Annotated in this window: 20 protein-coding genes, 1 tRNA gene and 1 pseudogene; 2 read left to right on the forward strand and 20 right to left on the reverse strand. The window is 65.0% G+C overall.

What is annotated here, in order from left to right; all coding sequences use genetic code 11:
- Positions 1-534, reverse strand: a pseudogene (locus SR3_RS22335) (DNA replication/repair protein RecF); the annotation flags it as partial.
- A 198-nt stretch (positions 535-732) separates the two neighbouring features.
- On the opposite strand from SR3_RS22335, the gene SR3_RS22340 reads away from it, so the two are divergent.
- Complete coding sequence (locus tag SR3_RS22340) at positions 733-924, forward strand: PspC domain-containing protein (RefSeq protein ID WP_068090975.1); 192 nt, start codon at positions 733-735, stop codon at positions 922-924.
- A gap of 152 nt (positions 925-1,076) precedes the next feature.
- On the opposite strand, the gene SR3_RS22345 is transcribed toward SR3_RS22340, so the two are convergent.
- Complete coding sequence (locus SR3_RS22345) at positions 1,077-1,820, reverse strand: queuosine precursor transporter (protein ID WP_068090870.1); 744 nt, start codon at positions 1,818-1,820, stop codon at positions 1,077-1,079.
- A gap of 125 nt (positions 1,821-1,945) precedes the next feature.
- Between SR3_RS22345 and SR3_RS22350 the strand changes: the two genes are divergently transcribed.
- Positions 1,946-2,022: transfer RNA gene (locus tag SR3_RS22350), tRNA-Arg, on the forward strand.
- Between the two features lie 80 nt (positions 2,023-2,102).
- Here the strand turns inward: SR3_RS22350 and SR3_RS22355 are convergent.
- The 18 genes from SR3_RS22355 to SR3_RS22440 form a co-directional block, all read right to left on the reverse strand.
- Entirely contained in the window at positions 2,103-3,452 is a 1,350-nt protein-coding gene (locus SR3_RS22355) for a polysaccharide deacetylase family protein (RefSeq protein WP_068090872.1), read from the reverse strand.
- Between the two features lies 1 nt (position 3,453).
- Entirely contained in the window at positions 3,454-3,771 is a 318-nt protein-coding gene (locus SR3_RS22360) for a hypothetical protein (protein WP_068090873.1), read from the reverse strand.
- A 12-nt stretch (positions 3,772-3,783) separates the two neighbouring features.
- Positions 3,784-3,990, reverse strand: a complete 207-nt coding sequence (locus tag SR3_RS22365) for a hypothetical protein (protein ID WP_068090875.1) — start codon at positions 3,988-3,990, stop codon at positions 3,784-3,786.
- Positions 3,991-4,027: 37 nt separating this feature from the next.
- Entirely contained in the window at positions 4,028-4,366 is a 339-nt protein-coding gene (locus tag SR3_RS22370; RefSeq protein ID WP_068090876.1) for a hypothetical protein, read from the reverse strand.
- Positions 4,363-4,953, reverse strand: a complete 591-nt coding sequence (locus SR3_RS32240; RefSeq protein ID WP_068090878.1) for a lysozyme — start codon at positions 4,951-4,953, stop codon at positions 4,363-4,365. Before SR3_RS32240 ends, SR3_RS22370 begins: the two co-directional genes overlap by 4 nt.
- Positions 4,946-5,179, reverse strand: coding sequence for a DUF7940 domain-containing protein (locus SR3_RS22380; protein ID WP_068090880.1), 234 nt, complete (start codon positions 5,177-5,179; stop codon positions 4,946-4,948). Before SR3_RS22380 ends, SR3_RS32240 begins: the two co-directional genes overlap by 8 nt.
- Positions 5,163-5,399, reverse strand: coding sequence for a hypothetical protein (locus SR3_RS22385; protein WP_068090882.1), 237 nt, complete (start codon positions 5,397-5,399; stop codon positions 5,163-5,165). Before SR3_RS22385 ends, SR3_RS22380 begins: the two co-directional genes overlap by 17 nt.
- Positions 5,399-7,735 carry a tail fiber domain-containing protein gene (locus SR3_RS22390; RefSeq protein ID WP_068090884.1) on the reverse strand — a complete coding sequence of 779 codons (2,337 nt, stop codon included), beginning with the start codon at positions 7,733-7,735 and terminating at the stop codon, positions 5,399-5,401. The genes SR3_RS22385 and SR3_RS22390 overlap by 1 nt, the downstream gene beginning before the upstream one ends.
- A 158-nt stretch (positions 7,736-7,893) precedes the next feature.
- Positions 7,894-10,413, reverse strand: a complete 2,520-nt coding sequence (locus tag SR3_RS22395) for a hypothetical protein (RefSeq protein ID WP_068090886.1) — start codon at positions 10,411-10,413, stop codon at positions 7,894-7,896.
- 9 nt (positions 10,414-10,422) lie between these two features.
- Positions 10,423-13,011, reverse strand: a complete 2,589-nt coding sequence (locus tag SR3_RS22400) for a phage tail tip lysozyme (RefSeq protein ID WP_068090888.1) — start codon at positions 13,009-13,011, stop codon at positions 10,423-10,425.
- Positions 13,011-15,023 (reverse strand): hypothetical protein, encoded by a 2,013-nt coding sequence (locus SR3_RS22405; RefSeq protein ID WP_157099034.1) that lies wholly within the window; start codon positions 15,021-15,023, stop codon positions 13,011-13,013. The genes SR3_RS22400 and SR3_RS22405 overlap by 1 nt, the downstream gene beginning before the upstream one ends.
- Before the next feature lie 12 nt (positions 15,024-15,035).
- Positions 15,036-15,620, reverse strand: a complete 585-nt coding sequence (locus tag SR3_RS22410) for a hypothetical protein (protein WP_157099035.1) — start codon at positions 15,618-15,620, stop codon at positions 15,036-15,038.
- Positions 15,604-16,047, reverse strand: a complete 444-nt coding sequence (locus tag SR3_RS22415; RefSeq protein ID WP_157099036.1) for a hypothetical protein — start codon at positions 16,045-16,047, stop codon at positions 15,604-15,606. Before SR3_RS22415 ends, SR3_RS22410 begins: the two co-directional genes overlap by 17 nt.
- An 8-nt stretch (positions 16,048-16,055) precedes the next feature.
- Positions 16,056-18,314: a hypothetical protein gene (locus tag SR3_RS22420; protein WP_068090896.1), complete on the reverse strand. Its 2,259-nt coding sequence runs from the start codon at positions 18,312-18,314 to the stop codon at positions 16,056-16,058.
- A gap of 3 nt (positions 18,315-18,317) precedes the next feature.
- Complete coding sequence (locus SR3_RS22425) at positions 18,318-18,932, reverse strand: hypothetical protein (protein ID WP_068090897.1); 615 nt, start codon at positions 18,930-18,932, stop codon at positions 18,318-18,320.
- 10 nt (positions 18,933-18,942) lie between these two features.
- On the reverse strand, positions 18,943-19,140 hold the full coding sequence (locus tag SR3_RS22430) for a hypothetical protein (RefSeq protein ID WP_068090899.1): 198 nt from the start codon (positions 19,138-19,140) through the stop codon (positions 18,943-18,945).
- Positions 19,141-19,208: 68 nt separating this feature from the next.
- Positions 19,209-19,658 carry a hypothetical protein gene (locus tag SR3_RS22435; protein WP_068090901.1) on the reverse strand — a complete coding sequence of 150 codons (450 nt, stop codon included), beginning with the start codon at positions 19,656-19,658 and terminating at the stop codon, positions 19,209-19,211.
- 62 nt (positions 19,659-19,720) lie between these two features.
- The gene (locus SR3_RS22440; protein ID WP_068090903.1) at positions 19,721-20,662 is read right to left on the reverse strand and encodes a phage capsid protein; all 942 of its coding nucleotides are present in this window, start codon (positions 20,660-20,662) and stop codon (positions 19,721-19,723) included.
- Positions 20,663-20,771 lie beyond the last annotated feature (109 nt).

The raw sequence follows: 20,771 nt of genomic DNA on the forward strand, positions 1-20,771 counted from the left end.
GAGCCACTGGCGGTCGGGTGTGGCGGGCAGGGCGAGCAGACGGTTGCGCTCGGTCAGGGCGCGCTCAAGGTGCGAGGAGGCGCGGGCATGCGCCGGTTCCACCGCCAGCACCATGCGGTCGAGGAAGCGGCGGCGGGCCGAAGGGCTGTCGGTGAACAGGCGGTCCATCGCCGGGGTCAGCCAGAAGATCGAGAGGTGTTCGCTCAGCGCGACGGCGGGCGTGTCCGCGCCGTTGACGCGCAGGATGCGGCGGCCCGGCTTGTCGGGACTGGTGCCGGTGCCGATGCGCAGGGGCTCGCCGCCCGGCAGCACCAGATCGGCCGCGACCGCAAAGGAGCCATCGCCCCCCTGACCGGCCATCTCCGGCAAAGCGGCCCGGCGCAGGCCTCGGCCCGGCGCGAAGAGGCTGATGGCCTCCAGAACATTGGTCTTGCCCGCGCCATTCTCGCCCAGCAGCAGGTTGAACGCCCGCGCGCCGCTCAAGGCGGTGTTGCGGTGGTTGCGGAACCAGGCGAGGCGGATGCGGTCAAGCATGGGCGGGCTGTAACGGGGTTGGCGAGCCGGCGCTATGGTGGAATTTTTGCCAAGCTTTGGGAAAATGCGCGCCGTGTCGTGATGCTGCGCCCCGGATTTGCGCGGTTTTCGGCATTTGGCACAGCTGTTGCGATGCAGGCTGTATCGCCGGGCGGAGATGGTTCGCCCGGCTTCAGATCGTCTCAAGGGGATATCATCATGGCTCTTCCGCAGCGCAAGTCTTTCGCCCTCAGCCGTTCCAACCGCAAGCTGCTGGGCGTTTGCTCGGGACTTTCCGAGTATTTCGATGTCGATGTCATGCTGGTGCGGATCGTCTTCGTGCTGGCTACCCTGCTGGGCGTCGGCGCGCCAGTGTTGATCTATCTGGCGGCGGCTTTGATCGCGGATTGATTGGAAGAAAAGAGGACATGCGAGGGTGTTACACCCTCGCGCTCCCATTATTGTCTGCGTGGCGCCCCGGTTCGGCCTTGCGCAAGGTCTCCGCGCCGCAGGTCAATGCAAGCCCGGGGATGCAGGGGGCGATGGCCCCCTGCTTCATCTCTTTATACTTTAGCGCTGAACGGCGTGAAATTCGTGTGCGTGTCGAACACCTCCACGCCTTCTGCGCGCTTCAGGAAGCCGACCACGGCGTAAGTCACCGGCGTCAGGATCACCTCCCAGCTCACTTTCAGCGCCCAGTTGGTCACCAGCACCTTCACCACCAGAGCGGGCGTCCAGCCCGAGGCCCCCAGAAAGGCCAGCGGATAGAACACGATGCTGTCCACCGCCTGGCCCACCACGGTGGAACCGATGGTGCGCGTCCACAGCTTCTCGCCCCTGGTCCAGACCTTCATGCGGGCGAGGACGAAGCTGTTGGCGAATTCACCGAACCAGAAGGCGCAGACGCTGGCGAAGACGATGCGCGGCACCTGGCCGAAGACGGCGTCATAGGCCGATTGCCCGGTCCAGTCCGGCGCGGGGGGCAGGGTGACGACCACCCACGACATGAACGCCATGAACAGCAGCGCCACAAAGCCCACCCACACGCAGCGGCGGGCGCGGGCGTAGCCGTAAACCTCGGTGAGGATGTCGCCGATGAGGTAGCCCAGCGGGAAGAACAGGATGCCCGCGCCAAAGGGCCAGTCGCCGATGACGGGCAGGTCGACTTTCGCCACCTTGCCCGCGCCCAGCACGTTGGAGAGCAGCAGGATCGCCACGAAGGCGGCCATCACAAAGTCGAAATAGCGCATGGGTTTGTGGGCCAGATCGCTCGCCTCTACGGTGCGGAGGTGGGTCTGGTCGGTCATGCGGGGCTCCGGGTGGGGCAAGGGAATGCGATGGCGGTGAAAAACCACAGTAACCACCTTTGCGCCGGGGGCAAGACATGGCTATGGGAGGGCTTGCCGGATGCTTCGTTCGGCAGGCATGGTGTGCGCCCGTAGCTCAGTTGGATAGAGCACGAGCCTTCTAAGCTTGGGGCCACTGGTTCGAATCCAGTCGGGCGCACCATAAAATCAAAGGTTTAGGCCTTGATGATGATTGGAATTCCAACATTTCCAATGTTGGAATTCCAACATCCCCCAGCCAGATTAGGCCAGAAGTCGGTCAGCAAATACGGTCGGCGTCACCACTTCCAGCGTGCCCGCCTGATGCAGGCCGCCGATATAATCCATCATCGTATTGAATTCCGAAAGCAGCATGTTGGTGCTGGATCCGGCAGCATTGTTCACGCCATGGCCATAGAGATAGAGGTGCGATCCCGAAGCCACCGCCTCATCCACCCAGGCTTGCACCTGCGCGGCCGTCCTGTTGTCGATGTCGCCGGCGCCGGTTGAAAGCAGATCGATGGTGCCCGTGGTGTTGTAGGGCACGCGCTGATTGCCCAGCACGGTACGGCCCAGGCGCACGCCCTTGGCCCGAAGGATCGCATCGCATTGAGCGTTCCGACTGTTGTAGGGATAGGCGAACTGGTCAAGGCTTCGCGTAAAGCCCAGCCCGGTCAGGATACCCACCGCCGTGTCATAGTCGGCCGACAGGTTGCCCGGATTGGCGCCATAATCCAGATGGTTCATCCCCTGGGTGACGACATCCCACCCGCGATCATAGAACTGATGCAGGATCGAGGCGGAGGCCACTGCGCTGTCACCATCGCCCGCGACATAGCCCAGGATGCCATACTGATCGAACTTGGCCAGCTTGTTGGCCACGCTGGTGGCGTTGTCGCCATAACCGTCGAAGCCGATCACCACCATCGGCTTAGCCTTGCCGCCCACCTCGGCATTGTCGATATAGAGATACCGTTCGGCCGCCGGGGTAGCTGCATTCCAGGACACGATCAGATCCAGCTGTTTGATGGTGCCAGCAGCCGGCGCGCCATTGGTGATGACCGCCGTGCCATTAGGCGTGGAAGATCCGAAGATTTTGCCCGTTGGCCCCGAGACCGACAGGAAAGACCAGCATCCACGCTGCTGCCCCTCCGCCGTGAAGTCCATCTCATAGGAGTTTACGGGCGAAACAAGCGGCGGGTTGGCCGCCGGCGTATCGGTGGACCAGCGCAGATTGGTACTCAGGCCACCCGCGCTGTTGACCGGAGACCACAACCACAGCCCTATCGGCCCGGCGCTGTTGATCGCATTGGTGGCGATGCGCATAGACTTGAACACACCACCCGTAGTGCCCGTGCCATCCAGCTTCGTCACATCATAACCAGGGCGACGGCGCATCGTGCTGTCGAGAGAAAGCACCCCCATGCTGGCATCATTCACGCGCCATCCACCTGCGGCGCCAGGCGTGACGTTGCCCTGGGCAAGGATCAGCGAGCGCGAGGATATCAGCGCGGGCTTGCTGATGGCGGTATTCGCGCGGGCCCTTAGCGCCGCCGACCTGGCACTTGCCCCAGCTGCAGCGGCCATGCCCTCGGCCATGATATCCAACGGCATATCAGGACACTCCGCAGATGCTGAAGCTACCGCCAGCGGCGTTCAGCAGCGACAGATAAGATCCGCCCGGCAGCGTATAGCGGCCAGGCGCGGAAATGGTGGAGGTGGTGGCCATCCCCGCAGCCGTGTTGCTTACCGCCGACTGCGCGATCATGTTGGTGCCATCACCAGCCATGATCGTTGCCGGCGCAGTGGGCGCCACCCAGCACCAGATCACCACCGTGGGGAAGGCGGCCATGGGGATCAGCGTACCATCCCATTGCGTGATCGCCGTAAACGCCCCCGGTTTTCCCGGCAGAGCCTGCAATGCATTCGCCATTGATCGTTCCCTTCAAAACAGGCCAAGGATCTTGCGCCGCGCCACCTTGCGCACCGCCGCCGCATCACGCGCCTCGCAGCGCTCCATAATGCCCATGGCATCGACGGTGCGCCCGTTGGCGGCTTCCACATTCGCCGCCTCGGCCATGCCGAAGCCCACCCATGCCTTCAGCTGGGCGAGGGGATCACTCTCCTGCGCCGGCGCCGGTGCATGCTTCACCCCATCCTTCCACGAGGAAGGCACCAGGCTGCTGCAGTCAGGAGGCGGCGCAGAAACTGGCGGAGATGGAACACAGCCCGGCACGGCCAGCAGCGTCAGCGCCAGCACCATCGCTCGCGGCCCGCACAGCAGATTGCGCATTGGTCACCTTTATGTTGAGGTTGGTTTCGGAGGCGGCGCGCTCTTGCACCACGGTGACGGCATCGGCCGCATTGGAGACAGCCGCGCCGGCCACTGCGCTATCCAGCTTGCCCTTGACCTGCGCCGCCTTGCCGCCCGTCAGCGTGGCAACCGCATACCAGGCTCCGCCGATCAGCAGCAGCACGCCGATCACGATGGCCACCGTGCGCAGGGAAGGCGTGGGGATCTTGATCATGCCGCATCCTTCATGCAGATCGCCCGCTCGCGCTGGCGACGGGCGGTCAGACCGGAAACCACGCGGCCACCGGCCCTGTTGAAGGAAAGCAGGGCATCGCAGGCCTCGCGGATATGGCCGGTGTTGATCTTGCCCGGGATGCTGGACCGGCAATAAGCGCCGGTGCCCACATTGTACCCCAGCGAAACCATGGCGGTCCGCACATTGTCACGTCGATAGGCGCCCAGCTTCAGCCCGGGCGTGCAGGCCATCACCCCCTGGGCATGCTGGATCAGGGCATCCTGCAGGCGCGCCGTGCATTGCGCCGGCGTGAAGCGCATGCCCGCCTTGATGTCGGGCCCGGTCAGCCCATCGCAGGCGGTGGGCACCTTCACCATATCGAGATAGGCCACCAGATATTGCGGCCCGCTGACGTTCTGGATCTGGGCCGTGCCATCCTGCGCGATCGAGACCGAAACCTTGCGCCCGCTTTCCTCCGCCGGGATGAGGGTGAACACACCCAGGGCAGAGGCCGCGCCGATCAGCGCCACCAGCGTGCCTTTCCTGGCGCTCTTGGGCGCCGGTTCATTCTGCGCAGGATCAGCCATCGGATTTACCCCCTTGCTTGAGCAGGCGCGCCACGGTGGGCATGCCGAACACCACGATGCCCGCGAAGGATCCGGCCAGCGGCCGCCAAGGATCGGGCACGTAATAGACCAGGCCGGTCAGGATATGCGGATCGCTCACCACGGCGCCCACGCACAGCGCGATCAGCGCGTGAACCCGAACCGACCACAGGCGCCAGAACTGGCGCGCATCATCGACCAAGCGCATCGTCATCCCTCCGGCTGAAAGACGTGCGCAGCCGAAGCACCAGGGCCTGCACCGTCGGCTTCTCCCAAACCGTCAGCAGCAGCACCACCACGCCCAGGATCTGGGCAATCGTCGGCAGCGCATTGATAATTCCAGTCACCAACACCACCCCAAAAGCGGAAAGAAGATCGAGGACGGGGCGCTGCACCGGCAGGCTCAGATCGGAGAGCGGAGCGGACATCAGGCCGTCACCCCGCTGCCCGCCAGCTTCAGCCGCTCGCGCTGTTCATAGGCCATGCGCAGCGCCCAAAATTCATGCATGCGCACCGACCAGATCAGAGCAGGCTTTCCATCCGCATCGGTCTTTTGCCGGGATACCTTGCGCTTGAGCGTGACGGGTTCCATGCGCGGCACGGGATATGTGAGCGGCGCATCCTGCGTGGCCGGGATTTCGCGCCCCACAAAGGTGCCGTCCGGATTGAGCAGGATCTGCCCCGAAGCATCCGTGGCGGCGACAGTGCGGGCGGGAAGGCCCGGAATGATCACAGGGTTTCCGCTTTCATCCAGCACGTCCATCCGGTCATACACCGGCTTGTCGTACGGTACGGAAACCACCTTCTGCACCGGCTTGCCATCCTCGATGACAACCTGCTTTTCCTCCCGCGTGGCCGCCTCTGTGACCTGACGTTCGGTCTGATAGTCTTCCTCGATATCTTCCATATCGGGATCGGTGCCGAGAACGCCCCACTCGAACCCATCGAGGCCATGAGCCTGAAAGCGCTCCTGCACCTGCTGGGCACCGATGCCGGCATGCTTGCGCGCTTCGGCCTCACCCTTCGCCACGATCGCATCGTTGAACTTGAAGGCGATCAGATCGACCTCGCCAATCGCATCCAGCACCGAGGAAAACTGCGCATCGGACAGCTTGCCCAGCACCGTCTTGCGGGTGAGGTCGGAGGTATTGATCGCCGTGGTGGCCGCGTAGACCTGGTCCCAGAGCTTGCTGGGGGCACCAAGGGATGCATAGTTGGTCTGACCGGGCTGGAAAGCAGAGCAATCCACCGAAATACCGCCCTGGCCTTGCGTACCGCCGCCGCCAAAGCCCGTGATGGCTGAGTCGTACAGCCCCGCAGTGGCACCAGAGGATTTGAACTGAAGCCCCACCGAACTGGCCGTGCCAGAGGCGCCCAGGCGGATCAGCGCGCCAGCCGCTGGCTGGATGATGTTACCAACCGTCATCCCGCCCGAGCCATCGACCGCGAAGCCGTTCGATAGAAAGGCGTTCTGGCTGAAGGTGACGCCGTTGAAATTCAGCCCCGTTGCGCAAGATGGAAAATCAAGCGCGGCAATCAGCGTGCCGCCGGTCGAAACACTTTGCTGGCCATTGGCATTGCTGGACACCAGCAGGCCAACGCCAAAGCCCACCGCACCGGCCTGGTTGGAAAGGCTGATGGCAGCATCGTAAACGGTGCCCTGCGCCTTGTCATCCGGCATGCCGACGACCTGCAGGCCGCTCTTATAGGCCACCGTCGCACCGGCACTCGCCTGCACATTGATCTCGGCCGCCGTCAGATTGCGGAGATTTGTCGCCCCCGGGTAGGCCACCGCCAGAGACCCAAAGCCGAAGAACTGGCCTTTGCTGTCAGCCATCGTCAGGGCTGTGCCACCCATGTTGGCGGTGACGCTGGTGAAGAACTGCCGCGAGACATAGTTCTGGTTTTCGCTGGAGACAGCCGGCGCGCCGCGAACCTGCAGATAGTCGATCGCCAGCTGAACGCCGCCCACATGCCCGGCGCCGATATAGGCGTAGGCATTCTTCAGGGTGGTGAAGGATGTGGGATAGGCAGAAATCGGCACCAGCGGAGCCAGCACCGTGCCGAACGGCTCCTGATCACCCACCAGATCCTGAAAAGGGTATGTCGTGCCGGCCAGCTGAGTGAGGAACGTGGTGCCCGCCAGCTGGCGCTTGATGGCCTCAACATTGCCAAGCGTGCTGTTGGCGGCCCCGCCCACCAGATTGACGCCGGTTCCTTGCGCCAGATCCACACGCAGCGCAGCATCCGCCCCGGTGCCGGAGAGCGGCGTCAGCGCGCCCGAGGCATCGCCACCATAGAATTTTCCGGCGAAGACCTCGCGCGCCACGCGGGAGAGCACACCGCCCCGCATCTGCAGCAGATCACCATCGATCAGCCCGGAAATATCAAGGCCCGGAGCCGTTTGCCCCGGCGCCGCCGCCACGGCGGCCGCCCGGGCCACAACCTGCTCCTGCGCCACACGGGTCAGGCGATCGAGCTGCTTTTCAAAGCTGGCCGAAGGGAAGGCTCCGGATGAGGGAAAGCCCGCATCCTGCTCGACCGGCGTGGTCCGCATCATGGTGATTTTCGCGCCGGCCGGCGGAGCTGCATCGAACACGCAACTGCCGCCGATGATGGCATAGGCCATCGCCAGCGGGCTGCCGTTCAGCATGACGGACACAGCCACATCGCCCACGGCACCATAGGTGAAGCCCAGCAGGAAACTGGTGCTGACACCGTCACCTTCATCAAACGTGACAGGGGTTTCGACCGTTACGGTCATAAGGGCCCTCGCTCATGGATCGGTTGAGCGAAGGGCTAGGCCGCGCTGCGGGGCCACTTCTGGCGCTTAACGGCCGCTCGCCGGGTGGACCTCACCAAGGATGCCGGGGCGCATGCGCTAGGCCAGCGCGTGCTATTTCCCATAAGGCGGGTTTGGCGTCAAGGCTGCGGCTCTGGCGCTTTTGTCGCATTGGCAAGATCCGGTGCACGCGCGGGCCCAGCCTCTCCAGGTGCCCAATAGAATTGCGTGCCCTGCTGCTGCGCCGTCTGCTGCATACGTGCCCAGCTCTGCGCATAATTGGGATCTGCCCATTGCTGCAGATGATCGGCCCACAGCCGATTGAAGGCCAGGCGCGTGTACCACAGGTTGCTACCCGGCACCGCACCCCGAAACATGCGCACCGCTTCAGATCCCACGGAGGTTGTCTTGTCTTCGGATGCCCGGGTAAGGTTGCCGGCGACCAGGCTGACAGCAGGATCAAAAATCGAACCCAAGGTAGGCCCAGCCAGAAAACCCGTGACGGGGCCGGTGGTGCTACGCTTGTCAGTCATCCCGGCCGAAAGCAAATCGCCCACGATGCCCAGCCCACCACCGCGCGCGATCGCACGGCCCAGCGATAGCTTCGTCGCCACCGGCGAGGGATCCTTGCCCTGGGCAACATCCAGCATGCCATTCGCCAGAAAGCCGCCCAGCGTCAGGAAGGTGGGCAGCGCCAGCGCATAGGCCACGCGACCCATGCCGCCATTGCCATACATGGCCCGCTGCAGATGGGTCATCATCATGATGACGCTATAGGTTTTGAACTGGTTCATGCTGGTTAGAACTTCGCCCAAAGCAGTGCCCCTGCGGATCCGCGTGGCATTGCCAAACGTCGCCACCGCCGATTGCGCACGCAGGCTTTCGCCCGGCACGCCAAAGCGCGTTTCACTGTCGATCAGGCTCATGAATTTGGTGGCCGTGGCCAGCCCTTCCGCCCCGCCATCGCGCGCCAGATCGCTGGGGCGCAGGATCTTGGCGCCGCCCTGTTCGAAGATCGGCACGGCGCGCAGCGCGTCCCAATCCTGCGCCGTGATGCCATAGCGCTCCAGGCTCTGGCGCTTGGGTGCGGCCAGCTTGTCAAAGCGCTGCCCGGCATGCTCCGCCCAATCCATCATGAAGGACAGGCCCAGCGATTGCTTGGCGGCCACCGTATGGGGCGAAAGCAGGCTGGCGCGCATCAGCGCATCGGCGCCCCGCCGCGTCATCTCATGCACGTTCACATTGCGCCCCTCGCGCCAGATCGCCTCGGCACGCTGGGTCATTTCACCAAAGATCAGCCCCGCGCGCTCCGCCAGCTCGCGGTGGCCGGCATCGAGCGGGTTGAACAGCTTGAGCCAGTTGCCCATCTCGCGCATCACCGGCAGGCCATTGAACCGCGCCGTCATGCCCATGAAGGTGGGGTCGGTCATCACGGCACTGATCGCGGCGCTGCCCAGCTTCGTCATCACATTCCAGTTGCGAAAGCTGCTGAAAAAGCGGGCCGTGCCCCGGAACTCCGGTGGGATCGCGGTCAGCGCGCCGCTGTAGTAATCCCACATGTCGCCCAGCACATTGGCCGCCTTGGTCGCCTTGGCCTCAAGACGGATTTCCTTGCCCTCCGCCATGGTCGGCAGCGCGTTCTGGCGCAGCATGTCAGACACCCATTTCACCGTCTGGGCCGGGTTGGGGCCCAGCACCTGCATCGCCGCGATATCGCGCGTCATGCTGTCGACATGCGCCACGATGGCATCGAAGGGATCGCTGCGCCCGAAACGGTCATTGTATTTCAGCCAGGCATCAGCATCCTTGTAGACGAAAAAGCGGTGATCGCCCCGGCGATTGGCCACCTTGCCGGCACCGCGGAACTGGCCCGGGGTCTGGCCTTCCATCCCCTCGCTGGCGATGTTGCGCCAGGCGTACTCCCCGGCGTCACGCAAGGCCGTCTCGCTGGCGAAGGGCTTGCCCGTCATCGGGTCGATCATCCGCTCGGGATCGAGCAACGGGCGATGAAACTCCCACCAGCTTTCAAACTTGGCCTGGGCAACCGCCAGCGCGTCATGGCTCTGGGGCAAGCCCCAGCCTTCCAGGTGGGCGATATCGCCGCCGGCCAGATTGAACTGCTGGCGCAGCCATTCGAAGGTGTCACCCACGGCCTTGGCCATCTCGCGCGCGCTGGTGTTTTGCGTCGGCTCACCGCGCAGCGCTCGCACCAGCTCGCGCAGCTCGTCACCATGGCGGATGCGCCCCAGCAGATCCCGCTCGAACCGGCCGAGGAAACCACCCATGCGCGACCAGGCCAGGCGATAGAGCGCCCCGCGCGTGTTTTCCACGGCGGGATGCCCGGTGGCCCCTTCATGATGCTCCATGATGGAGGTGGCGACATGCGCCACTTTGCCGCCGCCCTCGATCTGGCCGCGCATGCGCTTCAGCAGCTCCACCTGCTTGCCCACCTGCAGCAGCGCCTGGCGCGATTGCACCAGCGCCTGGCGCTCCAGCGCATCCATCGTATCGCGGCTTGCCGCCTCCGCCGCTTCCACGCGGCCCATCGTCTTGCTGTATTCGCGCGCCAGGCGTTCATACTCGTCTGTCCAGCGCCGGGCGCGCTCGCCATCGATCTTGCCCTCTGCCCGCAGGCGCACCAGACATGCCGTGATACTCATGGATCTTCCTTACATGCAGTCGCGCAGGGCTTTCAGCGCCTCGGCATCGCCCTCGATGCGGGCCAGCAGCTCGGCGGCGGAGATCTGCGCGCCATCGCCAATATCGAAGGTCACACCGTCCAGATCCCCGGCATCCACCATGCCGCGTACATCGTGCATCATGCCGTCGAGCTGGTCGCGCGCGCCGGCGCCGACAGGATCGGACATTTCTCGGACGGCAGGCGGCGGGGCCAAATCCGGTGGAACAAGCCCAGCCTCTGCAGCTGCTGCAGCCGTCGTGTCTTTCGTCGGGGCCGCCGCCTCGGAACCAGCCTCGGCCGGGGCTGCTTCACGCGCGCGGGCCGCCACATGCTCCGGCGATGCATGCTGCAGCATGGTGATCTCATTGCCGAAGTGAACCCGGGCGCCATCCTTCCAGGTCTCGACCGGATAGAGGCCGATATCGGGCCGCGTCGAGATCGGCGCCACCGTGCCCTTGACGATCTTCCCGGCATTCGGGCCATCCGTATACTGCAGGGCCGCATGGCCGCGATCGACCACCACCCGCATGGGATCGCCGCCATGCGCCTGGAAGACGGAAAAGCGCTGCAGATCATCCTTGCCGACATAGAAGGTCTGTTCGGAAGTCGGTTGCCAGCCCCGCTCATGCTCGCCCGGATGCTCCGGCCGGGGCGCCTTGTTGCGCGTGGTGCTGCCGTCCGCTTCGACGCGATAGGTCGAGCCCTTGGAGGTGCTGAAGCCGATCGGCTCGCTGGCTGCAGACTGCTGTTGCGTGGGCTCGCCATCGAGCCCCAGCGCGTCGCGATCGGCCTGCGCCTGGGCAGCCTGATGCGCCTCGGGGATATCGAACAGATCCTCGCGCAGCGGCGGCAGATCCTGCGAGGGATGCCGGTCGGCCATGCCCCCATCGATGCGCGGCGCCAGATCGTCATCCATCGGCGCCGATCGGCGCGCGCCGGCGCCATCGTCGAGCCGGTCGATATCCGCCGTCGCGTCGCGCACCTCGGCATCGGCCGCCAGCACGTCGGTATCCACGGCCGTGCCATCCGGCGCCATGGGCATCTCATCCGCCGAGGCCACCACGGGGGCATCCTCGCCGCGACCCAGCGCCGCCATACCTCGCCGCAGATCGCTGTCGGTCTCCATCCCCGCCTTGGGGCGCATAAAGCGGCGCACATAGGCGTCCAGCGCTTCGGCCTCACCCTTGGCACCCAGCACATGCTTGCCGCCCGGGTCACCGCCCTTCAGCTCTTCCCACAGGAAATCGAGCTGCTGCGCCTTGGTGGGCGCCTGGCCGCCGGTGCGCTCCATCAGCCGGGCCTTGCGCGCGCCCAGCCACTGGCCCAGCCCGGTGGCCCCGCTGGAGGGATTGACGATGCGCGGGTTGCTGCCGCTTTCCGCCGCGATGCCGGCAGCGATGCCGCGCGCCACCTCCGGCGATGCACCCTTGCCGATGAAGTAGCTGACGATTTCCGGATCCAGCCCGCGCACCAGCACGGGCGATCGGGCAGGGCCACCCAGCAAACGCTGCCCGGCCGCCGCCAGGCGCCGCTGATGCATATCCTGCCCGGCATGGGTGTTGGCGTAGGGATTGGCCCCATCCACCTCGACATTGCGCCAGGTGATGTTCAGCGCCGCCGCCTCGTCCGGCGTGCGATATTCCGGCTTCACACCACCCGCGAAGGCAGAGGCTGCCTCGGCATCGCTCATGGGTTCCAGCGGGCGATAATTCCGCACCGTGGGGCCGTTGGCCTGATCGGGCGAGAAGGCGCCGGCGATATCGGCATTGGGCGCCCCGGGCAGATCCATGCCGCCCAGCGCCTGCCCTTCGCGAAAACCGGGCGCAAAGCGATCGAGCGCCGCCGGCACACCCCGGGCCACCGCCACATGCGCACCCGTCAGCAACGCGCCACCGGCGAAGCCCGTGAGCAGATCCTGATCCAGATCCTCGCGCGTGGTGCCAACACCCATCTTTTCGCGGGTAGCCGCCACCGTGGGCGCCATCAGGCCCGAGGCGATGGCATTGCCCAGCCCCTGGCGCAGCACCAGTCCCGCCACCGATTGCGCGCCACCGCCATAGGCGAACAGCGCGGCATGCTCCGGATTTTCAAACAGGTCGGTAAAGCCATGCACAAGCCCGGGCGCGATCGCGGAGCCGATGCCACCTTTCGCGGCGGCGGCCAGATCTGCCGCGCGGCCGCCCTGCCGCCCGCGCACCCATTGCTCAAAGCCGCCCTGATCCTGCGGATAATCCTTGAAGAGGGTCGGATCCTTGCGGCGCGCGGCGGCGATATCGGCCCACACCTGCGCGCGCCGTTCCTCCGGCACGTCATAGGTATTGCCCAGGATCGTATGGCCTGCCGGGCGATAGCGATCGGCCGCATAGCCCAGCGACACCAGCGCATCAGCAGCGGTGTTGTAACCGTCGACCAGATTGCCCAGATTATGCGCCGGATCATCATCATCGGCCACGCGCCAGTTGGCCGCTGCCGCCTGCCACCAGGGCGTGGGCTTGGCGTCGCTATCGCTGGCCTGGCCTTTGGGGGCCACGCCCCATTGATCCACGCGCGGCTGCATCGCGCCAATCACGCCGCCCATCAGTGCTGCCCCAGGCGCGTGATAAAGGGCTGCTTATCCTTGCCCATCACCACGCCGCTGGTGGTTTCCCAACGATAAAGCCCGTCACCGATCAGCACAGGATGCGCGCCGTTGAGATCGAAGGGCGATCCATCAGGGTTCACCGGCCCCTTGCCAAGGCTATCCTGCACCCTGCGGTTGCCGATGATGGCCCGCGCGAAGTCACTCGGCCGCATCGTCTCCGGCACCACCACGAAGGAGCCATCGGCGCCCCAGCGCCCGACACCACCGAACTGCTGACCATCCTTGATCCGGCCACCCAGCGCATAGGTGGTGGCCTCTTTCAGATCTTCTGTCGTGATCGCGTGCGCATTACTGCGCCCTGCCGCCGCGAACTTGCCAGAGAGGTAATCGCGCATGGTCTGTTTTGCCGCCTGTCCCTCTTCCGGCGCCATGGCCCGCAAGGCATAGGAAAGCACATTGTCATAGTTGGAGAGCTGCTGCGCGGAGTAGGCCTGTTTGGCGTCGCGCGGGGAAGGCGAGGGCCAATAGCCCTGGTTTCCCTTCTGCGCCTCGCGCCCATGGTGGATCATCGCGCGCACATCAGCATCCACCTGCGCCTCATGCTGAAACAGCTTGTCATTCGGCATCAGCTGGCGGGCGGCCATCACGCGATCGGTAGGCGAAAGTGCATCGAGCGTGCCCAGCGCCTGCATGCGCCCGGCATCCCCCTTGGCCACCGCCTGGCGCAGCGGCACCAGCTCGGCATCGGAAAACATCGCGGCATCGGGCATCCCGCTGGCCTGGGCAATGTTGGCGCGCCAGCTGGCCCGCGCCTGCAGCGTCTGCGGCTGATCGAAATTGATCGGCGGGGGCTGTGTGCCAGGCGCGCCGAACTTGGCCATATAGCCCACCGGATCGCCCGTGAAGTTGGAGACCAGGCCGCCCGGATGCTCACGCGCCCAGGCCAGCTCATGCTGATCGGCCGCGCTGGGATTGGCCTTGGCCGCCAAAGCCGCCACATGCTGCTGCAGCGCCACCGGATTGGTGGCCATGGTGCGATAGACCTTAACATAGGCCTGATCCTCCTGCAGCTTGCCCAGCTCCTGTGCCTTCACCGGCTCACCCAGCGCCAGCGCCTGTTTCGCCAGCCCGGAAAGCGTGGGCATGTCGATATCCTCACCAGCGGCAGCGCGGCCCTTCACCAGCTCCACCTGCTGGTTGAAGGCCGCCTTGGCCACCGCTGCCTGCTGGCGCGCCTGCGCCTCCTGCATGCGGATCTGCGCCTGCGCGGCCCGCTCGATCGCGTGCATGTCCTGCCCGGGCAGCCCCAGCTTGGCGAAGGTGCCATCCTGCAGCCACGTCATCGCCTGGTGGCCGTCACGCTGGGCAACGCCCTGGGCGAAGATCTGCGCCTTGCCCTGCACATCCTCGATCGCGGCGGCATGGCGCGTGGCCACCGGCAGATCCTGCATCGAATGATAGTAATCGGCCGATTGCGCCTGGATGGCCGCCAGCGCTTCTGGCGTCTGTGCGGCATAGGCCTGCTGGTCGCTCAGCGATTTGAAGGTCTGGGCATTTGTGGCAGCGATCTTGCCAAGGTTCATCGTCTGCCAGTTGCGCGCGCCCTCGGAGGTTTCCGCGCGCATCTGCCCCAGCTGCGCCATCAGCTGGCGCTGCACCACCGTGCTTTGCGCGCTGCCCGCGATATTTTGTGAGAGCTGATCGAATTGCCCCATCACCGCATCGTGGTACTGGCGCGGATCCGCATTCCCATCACTCTGGATCGCTTGCTGCGCCGCCGCCAGCTTGTCGCGCAGTTGGGCGATCTGCACCTGGCCATTGGCGTTTTCCGCATCCATGGCATTTTTCAGGTCGATGCGGTGGCGCGCCTCCATGGCATTGCCCACCGTATCGGCCAGTCCGGCGGCGGCCTGCGCGATATCACCACCAAAGCCCGATGGCGTGGCCACCATCGGCATGGCGGGTGTGGCCTGCGGCCCGGGCTCCGGCGCGATGCTCATATCAGCCATGGCAAATCCCCCTTAAAGATCGATGGCGCCTGCGGTGCCCCACAGGTTGCCCATGCCCATGCCGATCTGCCGATCCAGCGCGTCGCCGGTGCCCATCGCCGTGGCCGTGATCGCGCCGCTGGCATCGTTCGGATCGCCATAGCCGGCGCCCGCATTGGCATTGGCGTAATCCATCTTCCGCCCCAGAAAGGCGCTGGTGCCGTTGATGATGCCGCCGATCAGCTTGCCGGTCGCCGATGCTCGCGCGGCGGAGGCCTCATTGCCATAGGCCAGCGACCGGTTCTGCGCCTGCTGGCTGATCTGCATCGCCGCGAAGGTCTGGTTGATGCGGCTCTGGTTGATGGCGTCCAGCATGGATCCGGTGCCCATCTGGAAGCCGCTGCCGCCCTGTGTCGCCAGCTGCTCCCCGATCGCCGCACGATAGCGGGCATTGCTGCTGGCCTGCGCCTGCGCGCCATCCACCAGCGCGATATGGGCGTTCTGATCCGCGATCTGGGCATTGGCCATGCCCGCGCGATAGGCGGTAACGCCCTGCGCCACCTGGCCCAGGCCGCTTGTAAAGGCGCCAAGCCCGCTTCCACTACCGAGGCTCTGCATGCTTCACCACCTCAAACAAAACCATCGTTTCGCAGGATGGCCCGTGGTTGCGCAGCACCGCGGCTTGCGAAAAACCACAGGCCCGCGCAAAGCGCCCCTGATGCGGGCAGGCCGCCCGCGTCACCGCCTCGATGCGCAGCCACGGCGCCACCGCCATCTGCCAGCGCACAAAGCTGATGATCGCCCGGGCATGCTCGCCCAGGCCATTGCCCATCAGGGCCCAGGCCGAAGCCTGCGTTTCGAAGATCCGGCTGAACCCCGCCGCGCCCACCACCTGGCCGCGCGCACTGATCCCGGCCCAGCATGGCCCGGTGCTGATCAGCTCGGCCGCATAGGCCTGCGTCAACTGCGGCGTCCAGACGCCGAAGGCCCCGGCCTGATCGGGGTTCAGATCGATGCGCGGGACGTGATGGGGCCGCAGGGGCACGAAGGTGATCAATCCTTGTCCTCCGGCTGAAAGAAGCTGCGCACCATGCTGATGGTGGCGGGCAGGGGGGCGCGGCTTTCCAGGCGCCATTGGCCATCCCGATCGGTGTTGCCACCGGCCGTGATTTCATCGGAGGAACCCTGCGCCAGCGGCGATGCCGTATCCATCGGCGTCGAGGCCTGCCGGCGGAAAATCTCTTCCAGGCGCGACGCCCCCTGCGATCCGAACCAGACGGCGCCCGCATCCACCACGCGCATCACCACCGCCTTCATGCGGCGCTTCAGCAGCTCCAGAAAGCCGCCGCTACGCGCGGGCAGCTTCGAAGGCAGGCCCACCATCCAGGAGAGATAGAACAGACCCAGCACCACGTTCGATGCCGCAAAGGGCAAGGTGACGCTGCCATCGCTGGCGATCACCAGCCCAGTCGCATACTGGCCATCCAGCAGCCCCGCCACGCTCTGCCCTGCCCAGCTGGTGGGGAAGCCCGTGCCCCCGGTGCCGATCACCGTGGCCTGTGCCCCCGAATAGATGATCGAGCCATCCAGAAAGCGCGCATCGGTGATGGGCGCTTCATCGGTCCACCAGTCGGCCAGATACTCCACGGTTTTCAGATTGCCGCGCTGCACCAGCATCCACAGCATATCGGGCGCGCCTGCAGGGGCCGGGATGCAGCAGATATCCAGCACCACCGCATCGGCCCCGGCAAAGCCCGCGATGTTGGCCTGGGCAAAGCCCTTCACCTGCTGATCGGCGCTTTCCGCATGCATCAGCAGCCGGCCATCGGTGCGCAGTGCCCAGAGCGTTTCCTCGCTTTCCTGCTGATAGGCCAGGCGCTGGATGCCCACCTGCACCAGGTTGCGGCACCACACGGCCAGGTTGGGCGCGGTGTAGCGGTTTTGCGTATACTCATACCCGGCGGAGCGCAGCTTGCGCCCGCCGCGCTGCACGAAGATGGTGCGCAAGCCGATCTGCATCGGGCGGATCTGGACCGAGCCATAGGTGCTTTGCCGCGTGATCTGCATGTTGGTGGCAGATGGGCCGGTCTGCGCGTTGAGCGAGCCCATGGTCCATTCCGCCCGATCGGTGGACAGCAGAAGCTGCAGATCCACTACCGCCCAATTGATCGGATTGGCGCCCGTGATGCGGAAGCGGAAAGCCAGATCGGCATCCTGCCGCCCCGTGTCGTCAAAAGCCGAATAGTTGTAATAATCCCCGACAACCGATCCCATCACCTCGAAATCGGTGAACAGCACGATGCGGTTGTTCCAGATCTTGACGAGCTTGGGATAGCCGTTCTGCGCCGAAAAGCGCCCGAAGCTCCATCGCCAGGTCGCGCGATCCGGCGTTGTCATATCCGGGGTAAGCGCCCGCACGATGGTAGCGGTGGCCGTGTTCGATGCGCCGCTGGCATTGCCCGTGGCCGTGATCTGCAGCTGCCCATATTGATCGCACAGATACTTCCAGGCCACGCCATAGGCATTGCCGTTGACATCGGTGGTCCGTGATCCGTCCTGGGCAATGCCATAGGTGTGGGTGGGCGGGGTCTGCCCGGTGATCGTGCCATCCACATTCTGATAGATCTGGCCTTCCCACCGCCAGGCATTCCCGGTGCCCGAATGCATGCCCGGCTCCCAAAGCGGGAACGGTTCGAAATCCACGGCCTGGAGCTGGATGAGGCCGCCGATATGGCCCGGCAGGAAGATGGGACTGCTGGCCGTCAGCGTCACCACATTGCCAACAACGGTTCCGCCCTCGGAAGCAATCGTGATGGTGCGGTCTGAATTCTGATCCTGGAATGGGCCGCCACTCAGCGTCACCGTCTCATAGGTGAAGGCCGCAGCCCCCACGCGGGAGATCTTCGCGAAGGGATAATTGGGATGCGCCAAGTAAAGCACATCGGCCGATTGCTGGTAATCGATTTGCGGCACATCGGCCAAGGCATAGGGCACAGCCAGAACGATCGGCGCGCCGACCCCATCCACGATCAGCGCACCGGAGTTGCTGTAGAACCGCACCTGCCCATTGCCAAATTCCAGCACATAGGCCTGTTTCGAATTGAATTCGAAAGGCATCAGGTTGGATGCCGTGGGTGCTGCCTCCGCCGCGATGATCGAGCCGCTGCGCTTGAGTGCGGGCCCTTCCACCGTGGGCGCGAAATTGACCATTTCCGAAAGGGCGATGTCATAGATCGCAGCATCGGTACGGCCATGCAGGCGCTTTGAGACGGCGCCGCCATTGAAATTCTGGATCAGGTTGTGGGTGGGCATGCCTTACCGCCCGTGGAAGCCGTAGGCCAGCGGGCCACCGCCGCCGCCCATCCAGCGAGCATTCAGCCAGCTATCCGTGTCGAACTCCTGCGGAGGGTTCTCCACCGCATCGATCGCCTGTGCCTCGCCGGATCCGCCCTGGAATTTCTTCTCGCACCATTCGGCCACATTGGCGTCGCCGGTGATGTTGATGGCGATCTGCGCCGCCAGCTTCCAAGACATGTTCTCGGCGAAACTGTCATCCCACAGGGCGACATTGGTTTCATCGCGCACATAGAGGATATCGAGCGGCGCGCGATTGGCCATCAGCACGCCGCCCTGCAGCACCCAATCCCGACTGTCGGCCATGCTGCCCACCACATCCACCAGGCGCACGAAGTCGTCCGGCAGAATGAACTTGTGGCGCCAGGTGTGCAGGGGGGCTTCATTCATCGGGGCCAGCCGCCCCTGATGCACCGCGAAATTCCAGTTGTTGCCGCGCAGGGCGGCGCGGCGCGCCATATCCCACACCACTTTGCAGGCGCGGATCAGTTTGGTGTCATCATCGGGATCGAGGATTTCCTCATCCTGCCCCAGGTGCTGGGCGACCAGCTGGAAGATCGTCAGGCGCGAAGCCATAGCGCGCCCCTTACGCCGGCGGGAAGTTGTGCGAGATGATGTACTGGCGCAGCCGCTCGATGATCACCTCCATATCGCCCCGCCGGATCGGCAGCGCGGGATCGAAGGTCAGCGCCACATCGCCCGATGCGATCGCGGGCGCGCCGGTGCCCGTGGTGAAATCCTTGGGCTGCATGCCCAGCGATGCTTTGACATAGATCTGGGCCATGACAGGCTCCTGTGCAGGGGAGGGTGCTGCCCCGCCCGATCAGGCAGGGCAGCGAAATGCCGCGCCGGTCAGTTGACCGACTGGAACGACAGCTCCATTTCGGCATTGAAGGCAGCCGGCACCGCCGCACCCGTCACGGTGACGACGATGATTTCCTCGGCCGCGTACTGCCCGGCCATGCGCACCGCCACGGGCCGCAGCGTGTAGAGCGTGTTCGCCGCCGGCGCCGCGATCGAGCCGTACTTCGTCGGATTGGAGGCGGTGCCGAACTGCAGCGTGCAGCCGGTGAAGACCGTATCCGACTGGAAGCTGATGCTGTTGAACAGCGCGCCGCGCGGGAAGGAGCCCAGCACGATCGTGTCATTGACGGCGCCCACGGCCTGCGACACCAACGAGGCCCCGGTGATGAACATGCTGGACCGGCGCGCGCGCGAACCAGTGATGGCGCCGTCACCCATAAGGACAGGAACCGTGCCATCGAACACCCCCAGCGCCTGAAGCGAATAACCCTTTGCCATTGTAAAATCTCCCGATTGTGTGGGACTTGCAGGGCGGCGCGCGGATGCCGCGCGCCGTCAGGTCAGCCTTCGCGACACTCGATATAGCCGCTGTAACCGTCCTGGGTGCGGGTCACGCCCACGCAGCTGCGCGCATAGACCTGCTGCTCGTAATGCAGGTCGGCACGCACAGAGATGTCCGTGAACAGGCGCTCCCACCAGCCCGCAGCCACGCCTTCCTTCACCCAGAAAGGCAGGCGGCGCGACGTGCCTCCGCCGGCATCGGCCCCGGTGGTGGGAGCCTTGTTGGCATAGAGCGGATCGCCCAGGTTCTTCTTCACCATTTCGAAGCCCAGGAAGGAGACCAGGTGCTTGTTGTCTTTCGACATGCGACCGCCCATCGCGGTGAACTCGCTGCTGGTCACCTGCACTTCGCGCAGCAGATCCGTTTCCTGCTTGGGCGTGATCATCATGCAGGCCAGCGTGTCGGAATAATCGACGTTGCCCAGGCCAAGGATCTCGCGCGCGATCAGGCACTTTTCCACGCTGTGGCGATAGGTGCCGCCGGCGCCGAAACCGGTGTTGTAAGGCACCACCTGGCCGCTGGGGAACGGCACCACGATGGTGCCCTTCTTGCCGGTCTGGCGCGGCCCGAAGAAGCCGTTGATCCACTGCCGATCCCAGTAGCGCCGGATCGCCGCGCTGCCCTGCATCACATAACCGCCGGTCAGCTGCACGCGCGCCATCAGCTTGTCCTGGCTGTTGACGGGGCGGTCATAATAATCGGGATCGGGCTTGCCCAACCAGAGGCGGTCCTGCGGCGCCTCGGTCGGCGTGATGGGCACATGGCGGTCGCGGATGGTTTCGGTATCCGCCGCGCCGAAAATATCGTCCAGTTCGGCTAGCTCGCCTTCGAGATCCTGCTCCAGGCACAGACCCATCAGGTCTCCGCCCTGGGGCTGGAGAGCCATGCGCATATTGCTTTCATACGTGACAACTGCGGTCGTATTGACCTGATCGACCATAACGGCCTCCCGACATGATGAGGAACATCAGATCGAAAGGCTAGGCCGCAGCAACGCGGGGCCGTTTCTAGCGCTTATCGTCCGCTCGACGGGTGATCCCACCACGGGG

This window comes from Novosphingobium rosa NBRC 15208 (assembly GCF_001598555.1).
GTDB lineage: Bacteria > Pseudomonadota > Alphaproteobacteria > Sphingomonadales > Sphingomonadaceae > Novosphingobium > Novosphingobium rosa.